General features: G+C 65.0%; 21 protein-coding genes, 1 tRNA gene and 1 pseudogene. 10 read left to right on the top strand and 13 right to left on the bottom strand.

The features are described 5' to 3' along the window. Positions 1-196: 196 nt before the first annotated feature. Positions 197-3,169, top strand: a complete 2,973-nt coding sequence (locus tag D3869_RS09015; RefSeq protein ID WP_137139762.1) for a PAS domain-containing protein — start codon at positions 197-199, stop codon at positions 3,167-3,169. Positions 3,170-3,193: 24 nt separating this feature from the next. Here D3869_RS09015 and D3869_RS09010 read toward each other — a convergent pair whose 3' ends face one another. Beyond that, entirely contained in the window at positions 3,194-3,415 is a 222-nt protein-coding gene (locus tag D3869_RS09010) for a hypothetical protein (protein ID WP_137139761.1), read from the bottom strand. Positions 3,416-3,704: 289 nt separating this feature from the next. On the opposite strand from D3869_RS09010, the gene D3869_RS09005 reads away from it, so the two are divergent. From D3869_RS09005 to D3869_RS08995, 3 genes are all read left to right on the top strand, one after another. Next, positions 3,705-4,655: an ABC transporter substrate-binding protein gene (locus D3869_RS09005; RefSeq protein WP_137139760.1), complete on the top strand. Its 951-nt coding sequence runs from the start codon at positions 3,705-3,707 to the stop codon at positions 4,653-4,655. Between the two features lie 147 nt (positions 4,656-4,802). Further along, positions 4,803-5,591 (top strand): ABC transporter permease, encoded by a 789-nt coding sequence (locus D3869_RS09000; protein WP_137139759.1) that lies wholly within the window; start codon positions 4,803-4,805, stop codon positions 5,589-5,591. Between the two features lie 9 nt (positions 5,592-5,600). Next, positions 5,601-6,389: an ABC transporter ATP-binding protein gene (locus D3869_RS08995; RefSeq protein ID WP_014238630.1), complete on the top strand. Its 789-nt coding sequence runs from the start codon at positions 5,601-5,603 to the stop codon at positions 6,387-6,389. 78 nt (positions 6,390-6,467) lie between these two features. Here the strand turns inward: D3869_RS08995 and D3869_RS08990 are convergent, their stop codons facing one another. After that, positions 6,468-6,860, bottom strand: coding sequence for a hypothetical protein (locus tag D3869_RS08990; protein WP_137139758.1), 393 nt, complete (start codon positions 6,858-6,860; stop codon positions 6,468-6,470). 401 nt (positions 6,861-7,261) lie between these two features. Between D3869_RS08990 and D3869_RS08985 the strand changes: the two genes are divergently transcribed. Continuing rightward, on the top strand, positions 7,262-7,495 hold the full coding sequence (locus tag D3869_RS08985) for a YMGG-like glycine zipper-containing protein (protein ID WP_432613400.1): 234 nt from the start codon (positions 7,262-7,264) through the stop codon (positions 7,493-7,495). A gap of 815 nt (positions 7,496-8,310) precedes the next feature. Here the strand turns inward: D3869_RS08985 and D3869_RS08980 are convergent. From D3869_RS08980 to D3869_RS08965, 4 genes and pseudogenes are all read right to left on the bottom strand, one after another. Then, complete coding sequence (locus D3869_RS08980; protein WP_137139757.1) at positions 8,311-9,132, bottom strand: hypothetical protein; 822 nt, start codon at positions 9,130-9,132, stop codon at positions 8,311-8,313. A 5-nt stretch (positions 9,133-9,137) separates the two neighbouring features. Beyond that, the gene (locus D3869_RS08975; RefSeq protein WP_137139756.1) at positions 9,138-11,993 is read right to left on the bottom strand and encodes a site-specific DNA-methyltransferase; all 2,856 of its coding nucleotides are present in this window, start codon (positions 11,991-11,993) and stop codon (positions 9,138-9,140) included. Positions 11,994-12,065: 72 nt separating this feature from the next. Continuing rightward, positions 12,066-12,524: a type II toxin-antitoxin system VapC family toxin gene (locus D3869_RS08970; protein WP_137139755.1), complete on the bottom strand. Its 459-nt coding sequence runs from the start codon at positions 12,522-12,524 to the stop codon at positions 12,066-12,068. 67 nt (positions 12,525-12,591) lie between these two features. Then, positions 12,592-15,624 (bottom strand): annotated as a pseudogene (locus D3869_RS08965) (BPTD_3080 family restriction endonuclease); the annotation flags it as partial. Between the two features lie 295 nt (positions 15,625-15,919). On the opposite strand from D3869_RS08965, the gene D3869_RS08960 reads away from it, so the two are divergent. Then, positions 15,920-16,546, top strand: coding sequence for a recombinase family protein (locus tag D3869_RS08960; protein ID WP_137139754.1), 627 nt, complete (start codon positions 15,920-15,922; stop codon positions 16,544-16,546). 35 nt (positions 16,547-16,581) lie between these two features. Next, positions 16,582-16,782 carry a hypothetical protein gene (locus tag D3869_RS08955; protein ID WP_137139753.1) on the top strand — a complete coding sequence of 67 codons (201 nt, stop codon included), beginning with the start codon at positions 16,582-16,584 and terminating at the stop codon, positions 16,780-16,782. Between the two features lie 264 nt (positions 16,783-17,046). Here D3869_RS08955 and D3869_RS08950 read toward each other — a convergent pair whose 3' ends face one another. Then, positions 17,047-17,580: a hypothetical protein gene (locus tag D3869_RS08950; RefSeq protein WP_137139752.1), complete on the bottom strand. Its 534-nt coding sequence runs from the start codon at positions 17,578-17,580 to the stop codon at positions 17,047-17,049. Beyond that, the gene (locus tag D3869_RS08945) at positions 17,570-17,845 is read right to left on the bottom strand and encodes a hypothetical protein (protein ID WP_137139751.1); all 276 of its coding nucleotides are present in this window, start codon (positions 17,843-17,845) and stop codon (positions 17,570-17,572) included. The genes D3869_RS08950 and D3869_RS08945 overlap by 11 nt, the downstream gene beginning before the upstream one ends. Before the next feature lie 97 nt (positions 17,846-17,942). Here D3869_RS08945 and D3869_RS08940 point away from each other — a divergent pair, with 97 nt between their 5' ends. Further along, positions 17,943-18,347: a hypothetical protein gene (locus D3869_RS08940; RefSeq protein WP_137139750.1), complete on the top strand. Its 405-nt coding sequence runs from the start codon at positions 17,943-17,945 to the stop codon at positions 18,345-18,347. Between the two features lie 696 nt (positions 18,348-19,043). On the opposite strand, the gene D3869_RS08935 is transcribed toward D3869_RS08940, so the two are convergent. The 4 genes from D3869_RS08935 to D3869_RS08920 all read right to left on the bottom strand — a co-directional run bounded on the left by D3869_RS08935 (position 19,044) and on the right by D3869_RS08920 (position 21,873). Next, entirely contained in the window at positions 19,044-19,484 is a 441-nt protein-coding gene (locus D3869_RS08935) for a hypothetical protein (RefSeq protein WP_137139749.1), read from the bottom strand. Positions 19,485-19,926: 442 nt separating this feature from the next. Further along, entirely contained in the window at positions 19,927-21,039 is a 1,113-nt protein-coding gene (locus tag D3869_RS08930) for a site-specific integrase (RefSeq protein WP_137139748.1), read from the bottom strand. A gap of 65 nt (positions 21,040-21,104) precedes the next feature. After that, positions 21,105-21,178, bottom strand: a tRNA-Gly gene (locus D3869_RS08925). Positions 21,179-21,213: 35 nt separating this feature from the next. Then, entirely contained in the window at positions 21,214-21,873 is a 660-nt protein-coding gene (locus D3869_RS08920; protein ID WP_137139747.1) for a GNAT family N-acetyltransferase, read from the bottom strand. A 416-nt stretch (positions 21,874-22,289) separates the two neighbouring features. On the opposite strand from D3869_RS08920, the gene apaG reads away from it, so the two are divergent. Next, positions 22,290-22,682, top strand: coding sequence for a Co2+/Mg2+ efflux protein ApaG (gene apaG / locus D3869_RS08915; RefSeq protein WP_137139746.1), 393 nt, complete (start codon positions 22,290-22,292; stop codon positions 22,680-22,682). Between the two features lie 293 nt (positions 22,683-22,975). After that, on the top strand, positions 22,976-23,608 hold the full coding sequence (gene folE, locus D3869_RS08910; RefSeq protein ID WP_175426483.1) for a GTP cyclohydrolase I FolE: 633 nt from the start codon (positions 22,976-22,978) through the stop codon (positions 23,606-23,608). A gap of 12 nt (positions 23,609-23,620) precedes the next feature. On the opposite strand, the gene D3869_RS33665 is transcribed toward folE, so the two are convergent. After that, entirely contained in the window at positions 23,621-24,208 is a 588-nt protein-coding gene (locus D3869_RS33665; RefSeq protein ID WP_137139745.1) for a response regulator, read from the bottom strand. Between the last annotated feature and the right edge of the window lie 17 nt (positions 24,209-24,225).

Here is a 24,225-nt window from a genome sequence, read left to right as displayed (position 1 = left end):
AAGTAAACCCCCAACCCCACCGCTCCACCTACCCCTTTATTTCCAGAGAAAATCCCGCAGGTTGCCGATCTGTAAGCAAATAAATCCCACTCATTAACTGCGATTTAACCATGCAAAGGTTATTCAGGACACAGGCGAAACGATAGCGGACTTTTGGTTCCGGCTGCTTTCCCGCCCGATGGGAGCCTGTGACACGATGACCTTGCTGGCCCGCCTTTTCCTGCTGGTGCTTCTGGCCGTCCTGCCGGCCCTGGGCATCCAGGCCTACAGCGTGTTCCAGTTCCGTGCGGAACGCGCCGAGGAAGTCGCGACTCAGGCCGAGCGGCTGCTTCATCTGGTCGAGGGGGAGCAGGCGCGGATCGTCGACGGCGCGCGGCTGATGGTCACCTCCATCGCGGAATCGGCCACCCTGCGGTCCGGCGATTACGCCCAGTGCCAGGCCCACCTGATCCGGCTCGCCCAACGCGCTCCCGAATACCGCAACCTGTCCGTCCTCGACCGCGACGGCGCCGTTCTGTGCAGCGCCACGTCCGACAACGCCACCGCCGCCGCCGGCCTTGCCAATGCCCAGCGCCCCTATGTCCGCCGCGCGCTGGAGGAGAGCCGCTTCGTCGTCGGCGAATGGACGACCCCCGGTCCGGCGGCGGAGCCCGGCACCGCCATGCTGCCCTTCGCGGTTCCCTTCCGCGACGAGGCCGGCGGCATCGCCGGCGTGGTCACGCTCGGCCTCGACCTGCCCTGGCTGGCCACCAACTTCGCGGCGCGGCCCCTGCCCGAGAACGCCAGCCTGCTGGTCACCGACCGCAACGGCACCATCCTGGTCAAGCTGCCCAACGGCATCGCCCAGCGCGGCGAACGCGTGCCGCAACCCTATCTGAACCTGCTGAACGAGAACCGCGGCGGCGTCACCACCCTGCCCGGGATGGACGGGGTGGCGCGGGTGCTGGCCTATTCGCCCTCCCGCCAGGGCACGCGCGACCTGTTCATCAGCGTCGGGCTCGACCACACCGCCGTGGCCGGCACCATCGACCGCGCCACCCGCCAGGGCCTGCTGATGACGCTGACCGGTCTTCTGGTCGCCATCCTGGCCGCCTGGATCGGCGGCACCCTGTTCATCCGCCGCCCGGTCGAGGCGCTGATCCGCGCCACCCAGGGCTGGAGCGCCGGCAATTCCAGCGCGCGGGCCGGCCTGGTGGACCGCAAGTCGGAGATCGGCCAGCTCGGCCGCGCCTTCGACGCCATGGCCGAGACCCTGGAGGCCCGCGAGCGCGCGCTGCGCGGCTCGGAGGAGCATCTGCGCGCCGTGCTGGACGCCCTGCCGACCTTCGTCGGCGTGCTGAGCCCGGACGGCGACGTGCTCCAGGTCAACCAGACCGCCGTCCAGGCGTCCGGTCTGCCGGTCGAGCAGATCGTCGGCCACCCCTTCCACGAGGCCTGCCGGCGCGCCTTCGACGGAACCGCGGGCGACCGCCTGCGCACGGCGGTGGAGCGCGCCGCCCACGGCGATTCCGCGCGCTTCGACGCGCCGGTGCGCATCGCCGGAGATCGCGCGGCGATCATGGAGATGCGGGTCACCCCGATGCGCGGCCCCGACGGGCGGATCACCCACCTGATCGTTTCCGGCATCGACATCACCGAGCGCAAGTCCACCGAGGAGGCGCTGCGCGTCGCCAACGAGCGCTTCCGCACGGCGCTGCGCAACTCCGGCGTCGTGGTGTTCAACCAGGATTGCGCCCTGCGCTACACCTGGATGCACAACCCCGCCCTCGGCTTCACGGCGGACCGCGTCGTCGGCAAGACCGACGCCGAGGTGTTCGAGGACACCGCTGATGCCGAAGCCCTGACCGCCATCAAGCGCCGCGCGCTGGAGACCGGCGAGGGCGTGCGCGAGGAGGTCCGCATCCGCCACGCCGGGCAGGACCATTTCTACGACATGACCATCGACCCGCTGCGCGGCCCGGACGGCGCGCTGGCCGGCATCACCTGCGCCGCCGTCGACGTGACCGGCCGCAAGCAGGCCGAGGCCGACCTGCGTCGCGCGCGGGAGGAGGCGGAGCACGCCGCCGCCGGCAAGTCCAAGTTCCTGGCCGTCGCCAGCCACGACCTGCGCCAGCCCGTGCAGTCGCTCTACCTCTTCGCCGCCGCGCTGGGCGACCGCCTGCAGGGCCACCCCAGCCTGCCGCTGCTCGACAACATGCGTCAGGCGCTGGACACGCTGAAGGGTCTGCTGGACGGCCTGCTCGACATGTCGCGGCTGGAATCCGGCAAGATCGCCGCCAACCCGGCGGAGGTCCGGCTGGGTCAGGTGCTCGGCCGTCTGGTCGCCGAATACGCGCCGCGCGCCGCCCAGAAGGGGCTGGAGCTGCGCGCCGTCCCGACGCGGGCCTGGGTGCGCACCGACCCGTCGCATCTGGAGCGCATCCTGCGCAACCTGATCGAGAACGCGCTGCGCTACACCCGGCAGGGCCGCATCCTGATCGGCTGCCGCCGCAGCGGCCCCGACCGGCTGCGCGTCGAGGTGTGGGACAGCGGCGTCGGCATCCCCGCCGACCGGCTGGAGGACATCTTCGAGGAGTTCACCCAGATCCAGGGCAGCGGCGACCGCGGGCTGGGCCTCGGCCTCGCCATCGTCAAGCGCCTGTCGAAGCTGCTCGACCATCGCGTCCGCGTGCGCTCGAAGGAGGGCATCGGCTCCGTCTTCTCGGTGGAGATGCCGCGCGTCGTCGTGGAGAGGCCCCGCGCCGCCGTGCCGCCGCCCGCCATGGACCTCTTCCGGCAGGCCGCCAACGACTGCGCGACCAAGGGGATGGTGCTGGTCATCGACGACGAGGCGATCATCCTGCTCGGCCTGAAGGCGATGCTGGAGGGCTGGGGCTACAGCGTGCTGACCGCGCGCTCGGGCGACCAGGCGCTGGAGCGGCTGCGCGCCGACGGTCGGCGTCCGCAGATCGTGCTGGCCGATTATCAGCTCCAGCAGGGGCGGACCGGGCCGGAGGCCTTGGCCGCGGTGCAGGGTCTGGTCGGCAAGGACGTGCCGGGCATCATCCTGACCGGCGACACCGCCCCGGAACGGCTGGACGAGGCCCGCCGCAACGGCTTCAGCATCCTGCACAAGCCGGTCTTCCCCAACGACCTGCGCAAGATGATGGCGAACGCCGGGGCGGCGTAAACGGAAGGAAAGCGTCCGGCGGCGTCAGCGCCGCCGGACGATCCGGCGCCACAACGGCACCGGGCGTTCCTCCGCGGCCTTCTCGGCCAGCCACTGGTCGGCCAGTTCCCGCACCTGCCAGCCGCCCAGGTAACGGTCGCAGTCGATGGCGCTGTACAGTCGCACCTTGTCCCGGCCGAGTCGTTCGAAATAGTCCAGCGTGCGCTGGCGGTCCATCGCGTTCATCGGCGGGTTCATCGGGTCCATGGAGCGCATCCTGTCCGGCCTCCCCTCTGTGGTGCCCAAAAGAACGGCATACACCCGTCGCGGTTTGTTCAGTTGGTATATGGATTGGGCACGCAAGCATCCCAATAAGCCTTTGGTTGCAAGAGCTTCCCTCCGACCCTTCCAACGAAGGTCAGGCTTGCGCGGCCGCGGCCGGCCGTCCCTTCCCACCCGCCCCATGGGCGTGCACAATGCGGCACACGGATGCGTGGGCGGCGGGCCGCCGCCCGGCGCGATCAAAAGACACCTTCAGAACCGGGAGCGGGGGATCATGAGGAAGACGTCGTGGATGGCCGGAGCCCTGGCGGCGGCCGTCGCCGGGCTGTGCGCGGTTTCGGCCTCGGCGCAGACCAAGGTGACCGTGGCGATGAGCGGCTGGACCGGCTTCGCGCCGATCACGCTGGCCAAGGAAACCGGCATCTTCAAGAAGAACGGCATCGAGGTCGAGATCAAGAAGATGCCGACCTCCAACCGCCACCAGGCGATGGCGGCCGGTGAGGTGCAGGCGATCACCACCACGGTGGACACGCACCTGCTCTACGCCTCCTCCGGCGTGGACGTGACGCAGGTGCTGGTGCTCGACAGCTCGCATGGCGGCGACGGCATCGTCGTGCGCGACGCGGTCAACAGCCTCGCCGACCTGAAGGGCAAGCAGGTGGCCGTGCAGTATGGCGGCGTGCCGCAGTTCTGGCTGGCCTATGTGCTGAAGAAGAACGGCCTGTCGATCGGCGAGGTGCAGACCGTCAACCTCCAGCCGTCCGACGCCGCCAACGCCTTCGTCGCCGGCCAGTTCGACGCCGCCGTGACCTATGAGCCGTACCTGTCCAAGGTGCGCGAGGCCAACGGCAAGATCATCGTCACGTCGGACCAGACGCCGGGCGTCATCATCGACACGCTGGCCTTCCAGCCCGACTACATCCAGAAGAACCCGAAGGTGGTGAAGGCCTTCGTAGACAGCTGGTTCGAGGCGCTGGACGAGATCAAGAAGGACGAGAAGAAGGCCTTCGAGATCATGGCCCGCGACGTCAACCAGACGCCGGAACAGTTCGCCACATCCGCCAAGACCGTGCTCTGGTACGACAAGGCCGGCAACGTCGAGTATCTGACCAAGACGATGCCGACCTTCATCAAGGAGGTCCAGGACGTGATGCTGGAGGCCAAGCTGATCCGCAAGGCCCCGCCGAGCCTGGACAGCATGACCGACACGTCCTTCGTGAAGTAAGACGATACGTATCTGCTGCCGTTGCCCCCTCCCTAACCCTCCCCCGCTGCGCAGGGGAGGGAATCAAGCCCCCTCCCCTGCGACAGCGGGGGAGGGCCGGGGTGGGGGCAAGCGCGTCCAATACACCGACAACGGTCCACCAATCCCATGTCACCCCTCTTCACTCCGCTGAAGCCGGTCGCTCCGGCGCTGCGCACGGTGCTGGGCATCGCCTGTTTCGTGCTGTTCTTCCTGGGCTGGGGCATCGCCACCTACGGCGGCTTCGTGAAGCCGCTGTTCCTGGCCTCGCCCGGCGACACGCTGACGGCGGGCATCGCGCTGTTCCGGGAGTTCGGCTTCGCCGAGGACATCGCCGTCACGGTCTGGCGCGTCTTCGCCGGCTTCGCCATGGCCGCCGCCCTGGCGGTGCCGCTGGGCATCCTGATGGGGGCCTTCAAGCCGGTGGAGGCCTTCTTCGAGGCCTTCGTGTCCTTCGCCCGCTACCTGCCGGCCTCGGCCTTCATCCCGCTGCTGATCCTGTGGGCGGGTGTGGGCGAGTTGCAGAAGATCCTGGTCATCTTCATCGGCTCGGTCTTCCAGCTCATCATCATGGTGACGGTCATCGTGTCGGGCATCCGCACCGATCTGGTGGAGGCCGCCTACACGCTGGGCGCCAAGCGCGACGGCGTGGTGCTGCGCGTCCTGCTGCCCGCCGCCTCGCCGCAGATCTTCGAGGCGCTGCGCCTCGTCCTCGGCTGGGCCTGGACCTACGTGATCGTGGCGGAGCTGGTGGGCGCGTCGCGCGGCATCGGCCACATGATCATCGACGCCCAGCGCTTCCTCGACACCGGCCAGATGATCTTCGGCATCTTCATCATCGGCGTGATCGGCCTGATCACCGACCTGCTGTTCCGGGCGCTCAACGCCCGTCTCTTCCCGTGGGCCAAAGGACGATAAGCGCCGGCCATGAGCAAGCTGTCCATCCGCAACGTCGAGAAGACCTTCCCCGGCCGCAACAGCACGGCGCCCACCCGCGCGCTGGTGCCGACGAGCCTGGAGGTCGCCGACAACGACTTCATCACCATCCTGGGGCCGTCGGGCTGTGGCAAGTCCACGCTGCTGCGCATCGTCGCCGGGCTGGAGACCCCCACCGCCGGCGAGGTGCTGCTGGAGGGCAAGGCGGTGTCCGGCCCCGGCCCCGACCGCGGCATGGTGTTCCAGTCCTACACGCTGTTCCCCTGGCTGACCGTGCGCGACAACGTCTGCTTCGGCCTGCGCGAGCGCGGCCTGCCGCGGGCGGAGCAGTTGGCGATCGCCGACCGCTTCCTGGCCCAGGTCGGGCTGAAGGGCTTCGAAAACCACCACCCCGCCCAACTGTCCGGCGGCATGCAGCAGCGCACGGCGCTGGCCCGCGCGCTGGCCAACGACCCCAAGATGCTGCTGCTCGACGAGCCCTTCGGCGCGCTGGACCACCAGACGCGCGAGCTGATGCAGGAGCTGCTGCTGGGCATCTGGGAGGCCGACCGCAAGACGGTGATGTTCGTCACCCACGACATCGACGAGGCCATCTTCATGGCCAGCCGCGTGGTGGTGATGTCGGCCCGGCCGGGCCGCATCAAGTGCGACATCCCCATCGATCTGCCGCACCCCCGGTCCTACAAGGTCAAGACCACCCCGGAATTCGCCGCCTACAAGGAACGGCTGACCGAGGAGATCCGCGTCGAGACCATCAAGGCCGTGACGATGGAGCGCTGACCGGCGTTCCCCACCGGACCCGAGAACGCGAAGGAGCGGCGCCGGTGGGCGCCGCTCCTTTCTTTTTCCACCATCGGATCAGAGCTGGTGGCCAGTGTTCACGACCAGATCGGACAGGACGACGCCGGCGCGCTCGGCGTCCGACGCGAGCGTGCGCGGGCAGTTCCAGTGCAGCCGTCCGTCGATTTCAAGCATCCGGCCATGGCGCTTCACCACCCACACGCCGGTGGTCGCCATGTGGATGACGCGGGCCAGCGGTTGCCCATCGAGGCCGGCGCGGATCCGTGGCACGGACGCCGGCACGGCCGCCGGCACCGCTGGATGCATCGCGGCATCGGAGCGCTCGAAAGCCGGCGCGCACGGATGGGCGCTGACCGGCTGCAGCGGGTGTCGTTCACGGCGGTCACTCGGGCGGCTTGCCGGGAGGACGGCAAGGGCCTGCGGCCTTGAAAGATGCAGCATGGCGGGCATCCTGGGACGTTTCCGATGAGCCTGCGTCCTTGATGTCGCGCAGGTCGTTAGGACACTGAACCTTCCACGCGGCCAGGATGAAGTAAAGAGGAAACGCCTCCGAATTCGTGCAACTTTTCGACGCAGAAAAAGGTAAATAGGAAATAACCAGATTTTTCTTATAGTTTTCGGACCGCCGACCAAACACCATTCCACCGGCTTTGCAGCGCGGTCGCGAATTCCTATTTCGAGGAAGGGAGGAGGAACGATCCGACCCTCTTAGGGATGGGATCGTCGGTTCTTCGCCCCGGAATAGTCACACGCAAAAGCGTGTTCGTTCCGTAAGCATGCATCGCAAGCGCAGGCTTGACCGCTGGCCTCCACGGCTGGTGGTGCTCAAGAATGCAGGGAAGAGAACGGGTATGAGCATGGTGAAGAAACTGGCAGTGATGGTGGTTGGCGGCCTTGTCCTGACGGGCTGCTCGAACCTCAGCCACCGCGAACAGCGCACGCTGTCGGGTGGCGCCATCGGCGCCGCAGGCGGTGCCGCGGTCGGCGCCCTGACCGGGGGAAGCGCCGTGATGGGCGGTGTGATCGGTGGTGCGGCCGGTGCAGCGGTCGGCGCGCTGACGTCCGATAACGGCAAGCGCCGGTAAGCGCCGGTTTACAACGGGGATCGGGCCGCCGGACGACGTCCGCGGCCACCCCGCACGCCTGCGCGCCCGGATGGCCCAGGCTTCAGCAGGTTTCTGATTTTCAAGGAGATGTTGGAGCGGGTGAAGGGAATCGAACCCTCGTCGTAAGCTTGGGAAGCCGTTTTGGATGCCTTGAAGCCGATCACCTTTCGCGCAGCTTCCAGCAAAAACAGTGCCTTGTGGTTCGAGTTGGTTCGCCGTTGTTCCCCGTGGTTCTTCGGCACTGTCCCAAGCTGCCCCAAGATTTTGCGAACCAAGATGAACCGTGCACGTGAATTTTGACACCGGGACTGGCCGACTCGTATGATCGGTAGACCAAATCGGTGGTGGTCAGTTTGGCCTCACCGCCCGCCACGCGCGGGGAACCCATATGCCGCGTGCAACGGGTTACTCAAGACGATCATGATCACCACATGGGGCGATTCCTAACCACCGAGCAAGTTGCCAACCAATACCCAGGCATCTTGACTGTTTCCCGCTTGAAGAAAAGCCGGATGGACAACCCGTCATGCAGCGGTCCACCTTGGCGCCTATACCCCGGTTCGAACCGCGTTTACTACGTCACATCCGAAGTCGAGGCATGGCTTTCTGCAAGTCCAGTTCTGGGTGGAACACCGCAAGCAAGCGGGAGTTCAGTGAAGCAAACACGGCGTGGCCGCCCGACCAAGGCAGAACAAGTGGCACGACGGGCACGATCAAGCACGAATTAAGCTGGATAGGTCACGTCCACCCGGTTCATGGCGATGGGTAGGCCGGGCGCTTGCCGCGCGGCTTGGTCACGGCGTCTCTCCAACGCTGTCGGGGTGATCGGCAAGCGCCGCGTCGATGCGGGCCGAGCGGACGGAATAAGGGACGTGATCGGCCGCCGTCAGCCCGCTGGAACCGACGGCCAGATCGAAATGCCAGCGCCGCCACCCCTCCGTCACCAGCGCATCGCTTTCCCACACCTCGACCAGCGGGCGGTAGAACCCGGCGATCAGGGCCAACCGGGACAGGCGGACATCAATCGGGGTGCTCCACTCCTCCTCCAGCAGGGCGACCACGAGGCGGACGCCCTGGTCGGTGGGCAGGACATGCAGTTCGGTGTATTCGCCCTCGCGGTCGATAGTCAGCCGGGGGTGCTCGCCGTCCAGAACCCGCTCAAGCCAGGGCGTGATGCCGGGGATCGGATCGAAGGTGTTGGTCACATCGAAGGTGACGCTCTGGCCGCCCGCCGCAATGGTGATCGGCATCAAGAAGCCCCTGGGAACCTCGTAACGCACGTCGATCCGATCAACCGGCAGGGGCGTGCTGGGGAAGGGCGACAGCGCCTCGCCCGGCGCCCGCCAGCCGTCGATGGCAGGGTCGAAGCTCCACCCGAAATGCAATGCCATCTCGTCGAGGATAAAGTCCGGCAAGGACATGGGGCCACGTCGCAGGAACGGCGCGATCTCCACCACCTCGGCCACAATGCCCTCGGCGGCGAGCACGGCGATCAGAGCCGCACGGTCGCCGCGATGGTCGCGCAGGAACCATCCCTCCCGTCCGGCGGGACGAACGCCATAGAGGCCACCCGGCGCACCTTCAGCGTTCTCCTCGTTGTCCCCCCGGTCGTCCAATCGCCTCACTCCACTGAAAACACCTTCATCACCTCATCACCGAGGTGGTTGATGACCTTCACCGCGATCCGGCCCGACGTGGGCAGGTCGAAAGGACGGCTGGTGTCGCTGTTCAGGCTGGCCCAGGCGTCGGCGTCGATCTCCGCCTTCAACGTCGTGCGCAGGGCCTTGTAGGGGTCGGACGCGCCCAGGAAATAGGCGTGGCGGACGAAGAAGCTCTCCTCGTTGTAATCGGTGTCGATGAACCAGACGGCAATGGTGTCGGGGCCACCCGAGGTGATCTCACCAGTGGAGGGGTGGAAAACATCGATGCCCTTGATCCGCACACGCAGGCGGCCGTCGGCGTCCTTCAGGATGTCGATGTCCGGTTCGCCGAACACGACGAACAGGTTGCCCGTGCCTGTCGTCTTCAGGTCGCCGCCCATGTGCAGGTCGGGGTTCATCCGCGCCTTCAACACCGGGATGCGCCCCAGCTTCTCGAAATCGGCCGAGCGGGCGTCGTAGTTGAAGGCGCAGGCCACCACCACGTCGAACCCGGCGTCGCCCGCTTCGCGGGCTGCCGCCACCAGATCGGCGCGCGACACCGTGCCGAACTCAGGCCCGATCAGGATGCCCGCGCGGCGTTCGCGCTCGCCCTCCATGTAGCGCCCCTCGGCGGCGATGAAATCGCCCGGCCAGGGGGTCAGCGACGTGAAGGCGATGCGGTCCTCCTTGTGCGCCTGCTGCACCCCGGCCGCCCGCAGGTTGTCGAGGATCATCGCCGCGAAGTCGTCCGGGGCGAGGTCGGACGCCTTGCGCTTGCCCTCGGCCGCGTCGAGCAGGTCGATCAGTTCGTCGTCCTGATCCATGGCGAGGATGCGGTGCGGCGACAGGCTCTCCACCGTGAAGGGACCAGCGACACGGACCTTGCCGTTGTCCACATAGGGCTTGTCGTAGAGATACTCGAACTCGGCCTTGGCGGAGATCGAGGCGTCGATGTCCTTCTGGCGCTGGATGCGCAACGCCCACCATTCGGCGTGCAGCGCCTTCGCCGCCTTCGGCCAGTTCTCCTCCGCCAAGCGGGGGATTTCCCACTCTTCCCAGCCGGTGCCGAGCGTAGCGTTCAGTTGAGCACGCAACGGCTCCAGCCGCTTCTGCGCCCCCTCCCAGATCACGTCGATCTCGGCGTTATTAGCGATGACACCGGACGTGATGTAGGCATGGCGCCGATACACGAAGCCTTGCCGTATGTCGCCGCGCGTAGCGGCGTCCTTCGGTGGGGTGCGAGTGACCTCGCCTTCCTTGATCTGGCCCTCGCGGCTATCGGCCAACAGGTAATAGGGGTAGCGCGCCCCCATGATGCGGGCGCGGGCCAGTGCCAGCGCCACCCGTGATGTGTCGATGGTGATCCACCGCCGTCCCCATTGCTCGGCGACATAGGCGGTCGTTCCCGAGCCGCAGGTGGGATCGAGGACGATATCGCCAGGGTCGGTCGCCATCAGGATACAGCGTTCGATCAACCGCTCATTTGTTTGGACAACATAAATTTGATCTGCTGCCCCACCGAATCCATCCCACCAATTTGAAATTGACTTGTAAGGGAAGTCATCTAAGTAACGCTTATAGTCCAGGCTTGTCTTCGACTTGATGATTCTCCCCGCGATTTTGTTTCTTTCCATTCCCGGAAGACCCTCATCGCCGGGGCGAGATGTGTGGCGCCAACAATTTCCTTTTGGCGGGTAGATAGGCTCTCCATTGTATACCACAGGGTCCATTTGTGCAGGGCGCTCGCCACCATTCGTGATGGGCCAAGGTCTGAACAGGCGCCCACCAGGGAACTCCTCAAATACTCGCTTCGGAAAGGCTCGGAAATCTAACTTTCCACCACTCTTATCGACATAAGATTTCAAATTATACGCATTCCCATTCGGCATCTCGACACGGGAGAACTCATCAATAGTCTCGGCATCGATTTCTCTCGCCTCAAAGAGGCTGCGTATCTTCAAAACACCACTTGAGCGTGATGATTTTGAGAACCAGAGTATGTAATCATTAACTGGATCAAGCCCTGATGATTTTTGACTTCCTTTCTTTTTAACGAGAATTTCTGAAATAAAATTATCTTCGCCAAAGACCTCTTCGAGCAGCGCCCGCACCCGATGCACGTTCTCGTCGCCGATCTGGACGAAGATCGACCCGCTGTCGGCCAGAAGGTCGCGAGCGACGGTCAAGCGGTCGCGCAGGTAGGTGAGGTAGGAGTGGATGCCGTCGCGCCATGTGTCGCGGAAGGCGCGCACCTGCTCCGGCTCGCGGGTGATGTGGTCCTTGTTGCCGTCCTTCACGTCGCGGCTGGTGGTGGACCATTGGAAATTGCTGTTGAACCTGATGCCATAGGGCGGGTCGAAATAGATGCACTGGACCTTGCCGCGCAGCCCCTCGCGCTCCGCAAGGCTCGCCATCACGGAAAGGCTGTCGCCCAACACTATCCGGTTGGTCCAGTTGGAGTCGTGGCGGTAGAACTCGGTCGCCACATCCTTGTCGGGCAGCCCGTTGAAGTCGGCGAACATCTCGTAATTGCTGCCCTTGGGCTTCCTGCCCTCGGCCCGCGCACGGGTTTCGCGCTTCAACTCCTCGATCAGAACCTTCGGGTGGACCTTCTCCTGAATGTAGAGCGGCGGCGCCTGGACGATCAGGTCCGACCAATCCTGTTCATCCTTGCCGCGCCACACCAGTTGCGGATCGAGATCGCGGTTGCGCCGCTCGTAGGCGACGCGGACGGGTGCCTTCTCGGCCTCGTCCATCACCGACTGCAACTCCGCCGTCGGGATCAACCGCCGCTTGGCGTCCTTGTGACGAATCGCGCCGATCTCTTTCTCAGCCATGTGATCTACCTTGGGACGATGAGAACTCAATAGGAACCGTGCGCACGGGTCCGGCGTGGTGGCCGTCCGGCATCAATGACACAATGGCTTGCCGCCCCCCGCCAGCGGCGGAACCGTCGTCGGGGTGATCAACGGCACGCTGGGGAAATAGGTGGAAAACCGCCCGGTATCGCGGGTCAGCAACGGTGTCCCGACCACCTGGGCATGCGCCCCGATGAAGAAGTCGGGCAGCACCCCCTGCTTCGTGCCCCCGGCCTTCCGATATTGGGAAAACGCCTTGCCCGCAAGGAACATGGCATCATGGGGAATATCCGCAAAATCGATCTTCATGCCGTCCAGCATCGCGAGCACGCTCTTGGCGCTGTCGAAACGGACCGACAACTCGGCGAATATAACCTTGTTGACGAAGAGAGGGCCTTTGGCAGCGGCAGCTTCCAATTGCGCCACCGACCACCCCCCCCACTTTTCATCCTTCGTGACGAGATCGAGCAGGATGTTCGTGTCAACCAAGGTTCTGTTATTTGTCGCCACGGGTAAGCTCCATAATCTCGTCCGTTGTCATCCCCGGACCGGCAATTCCCAAAAATGCACGGAAGCGGCTCGCTGGCTTTGACTGGAACGATTCGACCAGTGCCGCGAAAGCCGCATCCATCTCGTAGACGGCGGTGAACTCGGTGAACGCCCAGCGGCCGAAGCTGCCCAGGTTGTTGACACCCTGCACCCAGTAGGCACGCATGGTTTCCGCCTTGTCCTTGGCGTCCTCGCCGCGATAGCCCTTCACCTCAACGATCAGGTTCAGCGGGTCTTGCGCACCGCGTCCGTCGTCGATGCGGACGATGAAGTCCGGCAGGTAGCGGCGCGGGGTGGAGCCATGCCGGTATGGCACCTCGAAGCCCAGGGCGTGGTTCTTCACATAGGACAGGACGCGCGGGTTCGTTTCGACCACCCGGCACAGTTCGGCCTCCCAATCGCTGTCGCAGACCACCCAGTTGACGTGGCATTTGCGCGGGTCGGTCTGCCAGCGCGTGGTCTTCGACGTGGTGAAGCTGACGAAGGCTGTGGAGCCTTTGGGGTTGTAGCTGTCGAGCACCGCCTTGACCGGCCGGTCGCCGACATGCGCCGACGTGATCGCGGCGGTGATCCGCTCCGCAGCCATGTCGGCGATTTCCCGGTAGATGACCTGCGCCGGGTAAGTGCCGCCGGTGCAGCGCAGATAGCCGCCGTCGAGCCACTGCTTGGTGATCCGCTTCAACTGGCCGAACAGATGGAGCTTCGGTTCCGCGCCTGGATCGCGGAATTTCTGGAACAGCAGGTGGCGGGCCAGATGGAACAGGATGGTGGACTGGCGCATGTCCTCCAGATGGGCGATGGTCAAATCGACCCCTTCGCCGACGATGCCCTGGTTCTTGGTGACGGACGGGCCGACCAGATCGGGGTTGAGGTCGAGCACGGAGTCCGGGCCGAAGGCGGCAGTCAGCCGCTCCTCCGGCAGTTCGACGCGATAGCCCTCGACGCGGGGGAAGGTGATTTCCAGCGCATCGCGGTCGGGCCGCACCGCCTGGACCGTCACCGTCTCGCGTGGCTTAGCGGGCGGGGCGATGACCGGCTTGGCGTTGAAGTTGAAGGGCACGCCCAGCACGTCGGCGTATTCGACATTGAACAGCCCTTCGCCGTTCAGGTCGTAGGACTGGCGCCGCAGGGCGCGGCCGACCACCTGTTCGCAGAGCAACTGCGTGCCGAAGGCGCGCACGCCCAGCACATGGGTGACGGTGTTGGTGTCCCATCCTTCCGTCAGCATGGAGACGGAGACGACGCAGCGGATCGACTCGCCGAGCTTCCCCTTCTTGCCGACGGTGTTCATCACCTCGCGCAGAAGGTCTTGGTCGGTGATCGCCTCGCCTTTGCGGATATCGCCGGTGCGCTCGACGATCTCGCGGCGGAACCGCTCGATCTCATCACCCGCGATGGCGCGGAAATCCTTGTCCAGCGCCTCGCCGGACTCCAACTGCTCGCTGTCGATCAGCAGGGTGCGCGGCCGGGCCAGCCGGTTGCCGGATTCGTCGAAGTTTCGGAACAGAGGGAGGCGCCCGTGCTCCAACGTCGCGGACCCATCGGGGTTGGGACGGTGGAAGCCGGAGATGTAGTCATGCACCAGCTTCGACGTGGCGGTGTTGTTGCAGACCACGATGAAGACCGGCGGAACGCCGATACCTTCATGCTCCCACAGGTCGAAGGTCTTGGCGTAATGGCCGTAGAGCGCCTCCAGCGCGGTCTGTAGCTCCACCGGGATCGCCAGCGGGTCGAGCGTCTTGCCCGCACCGCGCCCAGCCTTGGGCATGCGCTTGCCGATGTGGGTCCACAGGTCGCGGAACTTCGGCACGTCGGCGCCGGGGATGTTGTCGGCCACCGGCACGCGGGGCAGCTTGACAATGCCGCACTCGATGGCGTCCATCAGCGAGAAGTCGCTGACCGTCCACGGGAACAGGGTTCCCTCGGCGTAGCCGGAGCCGTTCAGGAAGAAGGGCGTGGCCGACAGGTCGTAGACGGCTCGCAGGCCCAACTTGCGCTTGACGGTCTCCAGCCCGGAAATCCACAGGCGTGCGGCCTCGTTGTTGCGCTTGGCCTCGTCTTTCTCGTCGCCTTTCAGCGCGGCGACATCATCGGTGCCGCCCTGTTCGGGAGGTTTTTCGCGGTAGCAGTGGTGAGCCTCGTCGTTCAGCACGACGATGCTCTTCAAGCCCATCAGGTCCGGCATCACGCGCTGGAGCATCTGGCCTTCGGTTTCCAACGTGTCGAGGTCCGGGCCGCGCCCCTTGAGCAGCGCCCGCCCGACCTTCGAAACCTCCATGCGCTCGCGCCGCTTGAAGGCGTGGTAGTTGGTGATGACGATCTTGGCCCGCTCGATGTCGGCGAGCATGTCGCCCGGAACGATCTCGCGATTGCGGTAGTAGCTCTCGGGGTCGTTGGGCAGCAGCACGCGCAGCCGGTCACGAATGGTGATGCCCGGCGCCACGATCAGGAAGCCGCGCGAGAAGGACTTGGCGTTCGGATGGCGAACGGCGTTGACCGTCTGCCACGCGATCAGCATCGACATGACGGTGGTCTTGCCCGCGCCGGTGGCGAGCTTCAGCGCCATGCGCAGCAGTTCCGGGTTGGCTTGCTGGTTGGCGCCCTTGATGTGCTGCCAGATTTCGCCGCGCTGCGGAGCGACCTCGGTCAACCAGATCGCGGTTTCAACCGCCTCGATCTGGCAGAAGAAAGGGCGAACCCCCTGGAACGGATGGTGACGCCAATGCTGGAGCAGGCGGGCGGTTTCCGGCGTCACCCCCCAGTCATTGGGGTTGGGCAACCGGCGCCAGGATTCCACCTCGCTGCGAATCTTGTTGATGTAGGGGGTTGGGTTGTATTCCTGCCCGTCGTGCGTCAGGTCGGCGGTGCGGTCGAGGTCGAGGCTTGTCTGAGTCGGGCTGCGGCGCTTCTTCGTCTTCGGAATAGGGCTGATGAGTTCGGACCGGCGACGATGCTCGACGATCCGGTTCGTCGGCTGGCCGTCGGCGTCCAGTTCCCAATGGCGGGCAGGGTAAGCGTAGGGCGAGTTCAGGATCGGCCGCTCGAAAAACGCTTCGCTCATACCCCTGCCACCGATTTGCCAAAAATTGCGGCTGGAGCATGCCACCGCAGTAACTCCAAGGGCAAGTGCAACCGGCCGGGGCAGTTCGCGTGCTGGTCGTTCCGGCAGCCGTCTGTCGAGGCTGGTGGGCCGTGAGGTAAGCCGCGCGCTCCAACCTGCGGCAGTAGAGTGCCGGTTCGAATTGGGTATGGGTCTACTGAACCAGCCTTCGACTGGTTCAACAAATACCTGTTGACCAACCAAAATGAACCACTATTATATGAACCATCCAAAGTGAACCGGATGGCACACCACCATGTTCGTTCGAGCTTACCTCCGAGCCAGCACCACCGAGCAGGACGCGACCCGCGCCCGCGAGCAAATTGCCGCGTTCGCGGCCGAACGCGGCCTGACCATCGCGGCGACCTACGTCGAGAACGAGTCGGGGGCGAAACTGGCTCGGCCGGAGCTATTCCGGCTGCTGGGCGATTGCCAGGAACCCGGCAATGTAATTCTCGTGGAGCAGGTAGACCGCCTCAGCCGGTTGACCGCCGCCGACTGGTCCCGGCTTCGCGCAGAACTCGACCAACGACAAATCCGGGTGGTGGCGCTCGACCTCCCTACGTCGTGGATGTTGGCCGCCCCAACGGACGAATTCACGGCCCGCATGTTTTCGGCGGTGAACAGCATGATGCTCGACGTGCTCGCTGCCGTAGCCCGAAAGGATTACGAAGACCGGCGGCGGCGTCAGGCCCAGGGGCAAGCCAAAGCGAAAGAAGCCGGGCGGTATAAGGGCCGCCCGGCCGACGAGAAGCGAAATGCCGGAATCGCCACGATGCTCGCCAAGGGGCTGACCTACAGCCAAATCAACGCCGCGACCGGCGCGAGCCGTGCCACCATCGCGAAGATCGCCAAGCAGGCCGTGGCGGGGGCGAGCAAGTGAGGGTCTTTCACAAATCCCTACCCACCGATTTGGCCGTGATCATCACGAATGCGATGGCCGAGGCGATGGACGACGACGCGAGCAACTGGCACGAACAACATGCCGTCTTGATCACCATGTTGGGTGAATGCCTCGACCTCGGCGTCGACCGACGCGAATTCAATTGGGACGCGCGGCATCATCTCGACTGCTACGTTGCTGCTGGGTTGTTGGACAAGCACCATGGCGTGTCATAATCGACACGCCGTTGCATGAACGACACATTTTACTGGTAAAATGGGAGGCGAACGAGTCAAGGGTGCCGCGCCCTTTCTGACCCAGACCTTGCCGACTGCGGCATCGACCTGAACGCCACCATCACGGCCGACGCCGAGCGGGCGGCTACTATGGTCGCTCGGTTGATGGGAAGACGGTGTGGCTCACGCCACCCGCCCACCCATCCTACAGCCTTGCTTCCATGGTGTTGGGCATGCCCAAAACCGGGTGTGGCGCGACCTTCATCAGTTCCGAATGATGTGTTTGCCCGTGGCCGCCCCGGTCACCGACCGGCTGAATAGCTTCCGACCTGACAAGGTGGTGGTCCCCACCGCTCGCCCATCCGCCGTGTAATGGGTAATTTTATTGCCAACTCGTTTGGACCGACCAACCAATTCACCCTTCGCTCCGTAATGCTCCACCTCGCCGGGCCGGGGCGGAATTACGACGGTCATGCCGACCCGCTCGGCGGCCTCGCGGATGACGACCTTCCACGAGTCATCGCCCTCGGCGATGGCCGCGCGGTAAACCGCGTCGGCCTCGCGGCGCCGGGCGTTCTGCACAGCGAGCTTGGCCGATTTCAGCGACGCGGGCGCATCGCTGGCCGCCACCGACTGCGCGGCCTTGGTGGTGGCCGCCATCGCTTTGTTGCGGCGCTCCAGGGCGACCCGCCGACGCTCCGCGCCCTTCGCCGGGGCGGCGCTTCCGTCCGCCTCGACCAGCGTCAACACCCGTTCGACGAACTCGTCGGTGCCAAGCCCAAGCTCATCAGCGGACATCGTGCGTCACCCGATGCGCGATTTCGGCAGCAAGCGCCGCGCGAAGATCGCGAACGGCGGGCACCCGCTCGACGGCGCCGGTCAGCGAGTCCAGCCGCTTGGCGAGGCGCATCAGGGCGGGCAGTGCGGCCTTGCGGCTCACGGTCGGCCCGCCGCGCCACAAATATCCGGGACGCTGGCCCAGCCACTCGTCGAGTTGCGTCATCGAACTAACAGCGCCAGTGCCGCGAAGCACCGCATAAGCTCGGCGAAGGTCGAAATTCATGTTTTTTGCTCCTTTTCTTGGTCAAAATCTGCGGTCATACTAAATAGATTTAGCTGACCAAGGTCAGAGTGTTGTAAAATTCTGGAGTAACGGTGAAGTGAGCTTGAAGGAATTGGCAGGACAAAATGTGAATCTCGGCGAGCGCGAGAATGCGGTCTGGGACGCCATCGGCGTAGATAACAATTTGCTGATGAAGGAGTTGGTGTCGCGGAGTTTGACACCAATCGGCGACGCCGCCTCGTGGACGATTTCCGGGGTCGCTATCAACGCCCGATTGATGTCGGCGGCAGCCAGCAAGGTGGTATACCGCTACGTTTTCATCGGCCAGACGTGGCGTTGCGATTTCGATGCCGTTTACAACGACAACTTTGAGATGAATAAAACGAATTCTCACATCCTATGGACGGTAGACCAGAATGTTCGTCCGCGTGCGGACGGGGCCTGTCGCGTTGAGCTTCGCGACTGGCTCACCAACGCCCTCGGCGACAACGCGGAAGTGTAGCAGTCGGTAGTTTCAGTTTTACATAATTCGCTCAGGAGTTAGTCGGGGTGACTCCGCCCCAAAGCGCCAGTTGGAGCCTCACGGCACGACCGATCCGCGCGGTAGAGCGACCAACGAGCCGGACTTCGACCCCCACAACGCGGGTCGGAACGCAACTGCCGCTCGGCGGACACGATCCGCGAAAGGCACTTTTCAATGAGGACAGTCGTGTCTTGGCTTTGACACCTGTCCGCGTGCGGCTCGGTCCCCCCATTGCTGACCGCACGAGCTTGAATTTTCCATTCATAACCGCTTGGCACAACACGGAAGGTCGGGAGCAATCCCCTCGTCCATGACCATACCCGTGGCCGGGATAGGGCGGTGCATGCTGGTCTGCGGGAAGCCGCCAGCAATCGCGGAGACGCGAGCACGCCGCTAATGGGGCAACCTCCCTCCGGGGCAACTCAGGGTGAAAGGTTCGCGTTCATCTCCCCTCACCATCGCGCACACGTGTCGCGGAGTGTGGGGGAGAGAATGCAACATCAATCTAGGGTGAAAGCCGGATCAAATGATTCTTCAAGATGAAAGTTCGCCGGAAGACGAACGCGGCAAGGTTTCTGCGGATGAAGCGAGCGGAACGCGAGCGAAGACCGCCAGAAACCGCAGGCGCGGACGGCACGTGTCGCGCCAAGCGACACGTGGTTACCTAGACAGAATTCACCAGATGAACGGCATGGGCTCATCCACCACCGACCTACCCGCGTCTTTCTGGTGTTGTTGGCCGAACTCGACTTTACGAAGGCCCACAGTAATTTTGGTGGGTTCGGCAGCACCGCGACGTGCCAGCGCCAATTCTACGAGGTCGGCGGTGGTGAACTCGAACGGCACGTGCGCGGGCATGTCCGCACCCACCTGCGCCGAACCCCACCGGCGCCGCACCACCCGCGTGACTTCCTGTCGGTCCAGCCGGTCATGGAGCGCAACCAGCCAAGCCGAATCGCTGATCACCACCCCGCCGAACCCCACGTCCAGCCACCTGCGGGACTTGGCCGCTTCCCCATCGCGAACATCGCGAAGCGATCTTCGCAGTGTCTTCGCGGCATTCCGCAAGCCGCCGGGCGGATGGGGTAGCGGAATCACGACCAAGCTGCGCTGCACCAGCCCACGGCCCCACCGCAAGGCTGCACGCCACGCCCGGTGCTGATGTGTTCTACTGCACCAGCAGCACCCCGCCGACTTACAACGCCAAGGCCATGTCCGGGCCGCCGCCGGATCGCCGCGACGAGCCATGTGTGCGCTAATGCAGCATGCCAACCGATCAGCTACGTCCTCCCGACCGAACGACCGCAACGCCACAATCACCTCGGCCTGCCGCTCAGCCGCCGCCGACATCTCGTCCCGCGTCATGCGCGGCGCCCGGCGCGGGATGATGATTGTCTGAACCATCAGCTATTTAGTGGTGGGTAAATCCGAGTTCGGGTGTCTTTCCCGGTCGCCCCAGACCGAAACGACAACAGGCCGCCGGGCGTCTACCCGGCGGCCTGTTTGTCATCATCGCCACCCGAACGAGGGGTGGTGTCAGCGGCCGTGTGGTGGTTGATTACGGCGCCCCAGCGAACTGGCTCATTGGGTTCATCGCACCGCCGGGCAAGCGGCTACCGAGTCGGTCTGCCCGAAGATGTGTGTATCGGGCGAGCATTTCGGGGCGAAGATGCCCGGTAATCGCCATGATTTCCGTGTCGCGTAAGTCGGTGAGTTCAAAGAGCCGCGACACCGCCTCGTGCCGGAGGTCATGCCATCGCAGGTCGGGGAATGCCTCATCGCTTACGGCATCACGGAAGGCGTGAGCGATTCCTCGCCCTGTCTCGACAGGAAACACGGCACGTTTACCCAACGCGCCCGCAACACCTTCCGGTAGGAGTGACTGAAACGCATGAACCGCTCGTGTTGACAACGGCACACGGCGAGGCTTCCCGTTCTTGGTCATCGGCAAGTCGCAGTATGGGTATTGAGCGGACAGATTGACGCGACCCCACGTAAGGCCAGCGAGTTCAGCCTGCCGCATGCTCGTTTCAATGGCAATGATGATGGCAGCAACAAGCCATGGACGCGAAGACTTCGCCGCAGCGGCAAGAAGGCGTGCCTCCTCGTCTTGGCCATGCTCGTCAGAATGAGGGTCCAGCCGCCGGTTCCGCCCGTCTGGTAGGCTGGGACGGACGCCCTTGGTTACAGGGCAACTGACAACTTGATCATGGGCCAGCGACCAATGCTGGTAGACTTGCGCCAGCACATTGAGCCGGTGGACTACGGTCTGTGGTCCAACCTCGGCTTCTGGCCCGGCAACCTCACCGCAGTCGGCGTTGTCTTCATCGAGGACGATGCGGCGCCACTGGATCAAATGAGCGGGTCGGATGCTTGCTATTGACCAGAAATTGAATTCAGATTCGCGCCAATACTTGAGCTTGCTCAACTTGTTGCGGAAGTCAGGCTTGCTTTTGTCAAGATTTTTTTCAAACCAATCGCAGGCGTCAACCAACGTCGTCTTTTTTGCCAAACGACTGTCTTGGTAATCATCGCCGGTTATGCGACCTTCCATGACGCGCGCCCACTCGTCGGCCTCGCGTTTTGATTCGAAGGTGCGAGTTTCGGAGACACCGTTGCGGCGAACTTTGACGCGAAACTGGAAGGGACCACTTTTTTCAATTGTTGCCATGGGACGACATCAAGGGCTGTTGTCCCTTGATTGTGTCCCACCGTGTCCCAAAAAGTCAAAATTCATGGAGCGGGTGAAGGGAATCGAACCCTCGTCGTAAGCTTGGGAAGCTTCTGCTCTACCATTGAGCTACACCCGCGCGCCGCATGTTTATAGGCGACGCTTTCGCCGCTTTCAAGCGGTTCGAGCATGCCACAGGCGGGATTCGGCAAGTTCCCGCGGGGACGCGGCGAAAACCGACGCCAGCGGCGAGATCAGCCGCGGAAACAAGGCGGTGCCGCCGGCCGCCGGCCGCACGTCCTCGTTCGCGGGCACTCCATAACCCTCGTCCGTCGCCGGGACCGTCACCATGCCGGCGGCGCCGGCCAGAGCGCCCGGCACAAGTTCCAGGCCCAGGAAGCGGTCGAGATCCACCGGGCCCGGCAGGGCCATGTCCAGCGTCAGCTCCCGCGAGAAGCCGAACCGCGCGTAATAGGGGGCGTCACCGACCAGGATCACCGCCCGGTGACCGAGCGCCGCCGCCTTGTTCAGGCTCATCCGGATCAGCTTGCTGCCGAGCCCGCCACCCTGCAGCCGGTCCGACACGGCGATCGGGCCGAGCAGGAGCGCCGGCACCGTGCCGCCGATGGTCACCGGCCAATAGCGGATCGTGCCCTCCAGGATCTCGTTGCCCAGCTCGTCATGCTCGATGGCGACGAAGCCGAGCTCCGGGATCGGGGCGACGCCCTCCCGCAGCTTGTAGGCGGTCTTCTTGAAACGATCCGGGCCGAAGGACCGGTCGAGCAGGGCTTCGATCGCCGCGTCGTGCCGCGGCTCTTCCAGGGAGATCATCATGTCAGGGGCTTCCCGGCAAAAGGACTGTGGTCGGAGGCGGACCGCGCCGCCGCGCCGGGGGAGCGCCGGATCAGTGCCGGCGGAAACCCGAAGCGTCCGCACGCGACCCAAGGACGGCCGCAACCGCGCGCAGCGCGGCGTGGCGTCGTCGTCGGATGCTGATGCTGTGCGGACGAGACATGGGCAAGGCTCTTCGGCCGTTGCAGGGACCTCGCATATAACACCAGCGGACAGGGGGTTCAAGCGATCGTGAAAGGGCCGGAACCGGCCCGTTGCGCATGGCTTCCCGGTGTGTCCTCCATGCATCGCCGGAACTCCCCTCCCGCCGCATCGGAGCGTCCGGAGGGGGAATCATCCGCTCCACCACTGGACAGGCGCTTTCCCCCACCACTATTCTCTGGGCCGGGAGTGCCGCCATGTACACGAAAGTCACCCGCGCGATCCGCGTCACCGTCCAGCCGGTCTTTCTTGAAGAGCAGTCCATGCCCGCCGAAAGCCGCTATGTCTGGGCCTACCATGTCCGGATCGAGAACGAAGGCCAGGAAACCGTCCGGCTGCGCACACGCTATTGGCACATCACCGACGCGCTGGGGCGCGTTCAGGAGGTCCGCGGGCCGGGCGTGGTGGGCGAACAGCCGGTGCTGGAGCCCGGCGGAAGCTTCGAATACACCAGCGGAACGCCGCTTCCCACGCCGTCCGGCATCATGGTCGGTTCCTACCGGTTCGAGACTGGCGGCGGCGAGGCCTTCGACGTGGCGGTCCCCGCCTTCTCGCTGGACAGCCCGCACCAGCCCCGCCAGCTGAACTGACGCCGTCCGCCCGGCGCGTGCAGCCAATCGCCGCAAGGCGGACCGAAAGGCTGAATCCGGCGCCTTGATTGTGGGGCGTCCGAACCCACTTGCGCCATACTCCTCTCCGCTGCCTGCCGAATTTTTTCGAAAATCCCGGTGATCCAGGCAGGCGGCGGACCGTATCCATACCTGACCAGCCGGCTCCGGCATTGGATGCCCTGCGCCGGCCCTCGTGTGACCAGGACCTGTTGGACCAGGAAATCGAAAGGCTTCGCCCCGTGACGGCTTCCAAGACCCCGCACGCCGACAACATCCTCCGCGGCCCCGGCCATCCGGCCGACATCAGCAACGGCGCAACCGAGCGCCCCACCCGCGCCGAAGCCGAGGAGGCCGTCCGCACGCTCATCCGCTGGGCCGGTGACGACCCGTCGCGCGAGGGTCTGCTCGGCACGCCGGACCGGGTGGTCCGCTCCTACGAGGAGTTCTTCGCCGGTTACGCCGTCGATCCCGAGGACATCCTCAAGCGCACCTTCGAGGAGACCGACGGCTACGACGAAATGGTCGTCCTGCGCGACATCCGGCTGGAATCCTATTGCGAGCACCACATGGTGCCGATCATCGGCAAGGCGCATGTGGCCTACCTGCCCCGCCAGCGCGTCGTCGGCATCTCCAAGCTGGCGCGGCTCGTCGAGGCCTACGCCAAGCGCCTGCAGATCCAGGAGAAGATGACCGCTCAGATCGCCAACGCCATCGATCAGGTGCTCCAGCCCGAAGGGGTCGCCGTGGTGATCGAAGCGCAGCACCAGTGCATGACGACCCGCGGCGTGCACAAGACCGGGGTCACCATGGTGACCAGCCGGATGCTTGGCGCCTTCCGCAGCGACCCGTCGACCCGGCGCGAGTTCCTCTCGATGATCGGCAACCCCGGCTCGCGCGCGGAATGAGCCAAGCCCACGCTAATCCGCGCGGATGCCGTGCTGGCGCAGCAGGCTGTAGAGCGTCGGGCGGCTGACTCCGAGCAGGCGCGCCGTCGCCGACAGGTTGCCGCCGGAGCGGGCCAGCGAGTCGAGCAGGGCGCGCCGCTCCGTCTCGTCGCGCAGGACGCGCAGGGTCGGCGGGGCGTCCCCGCTGGCCAGCCGGCGCCCTTCCAGCTCCAGGTCGGCGCGCTGGAAGGCGCGCTGCACCACCCCGGCCAGCTCTTGCGCATCGATCGGCTTGCCGCACACCTCGTGGGCGCCGCGGGCCACCGCGCGCACCGCCAGCACCCGCTGGTCGTGCGGGGCGAGCGCGATGAGCTTGATCGACGGCGCCTCGCCCAGGATCAGCGACAGGGCGTCCAGCCCGTCGCCGCTTCCGTTCGGCGATTCCGCGAGATGCGCCAGATCGACCGACAGGGCCACCACCGGCGGCCGGTGCGTCCGCACCGCCTCCAGCGCGTCCGCCACGCCGCCCGCAGCGACGATCCGGCACACCGGCAAGGCGTCCCGGACCCGGCCTTCCAGGGTGGGATCGTCATCGACGACAAGCAGCGTGCGTGGAACCATGATTCTCCAACTCTCCG

Source organism: Azospirillum brasilense (genome assembly GCF_005222205.1).
Taxonomy (GTDB): Bacteria; Pseudomonadota; Alphaproteobacteria; order Azospirillales; family Azospirillaceae; genus Azospirillum; species Azospirillum brasilense_G.
This window is presented reverse-complemented; position numbering and strand designations above follow the sequence as displayed.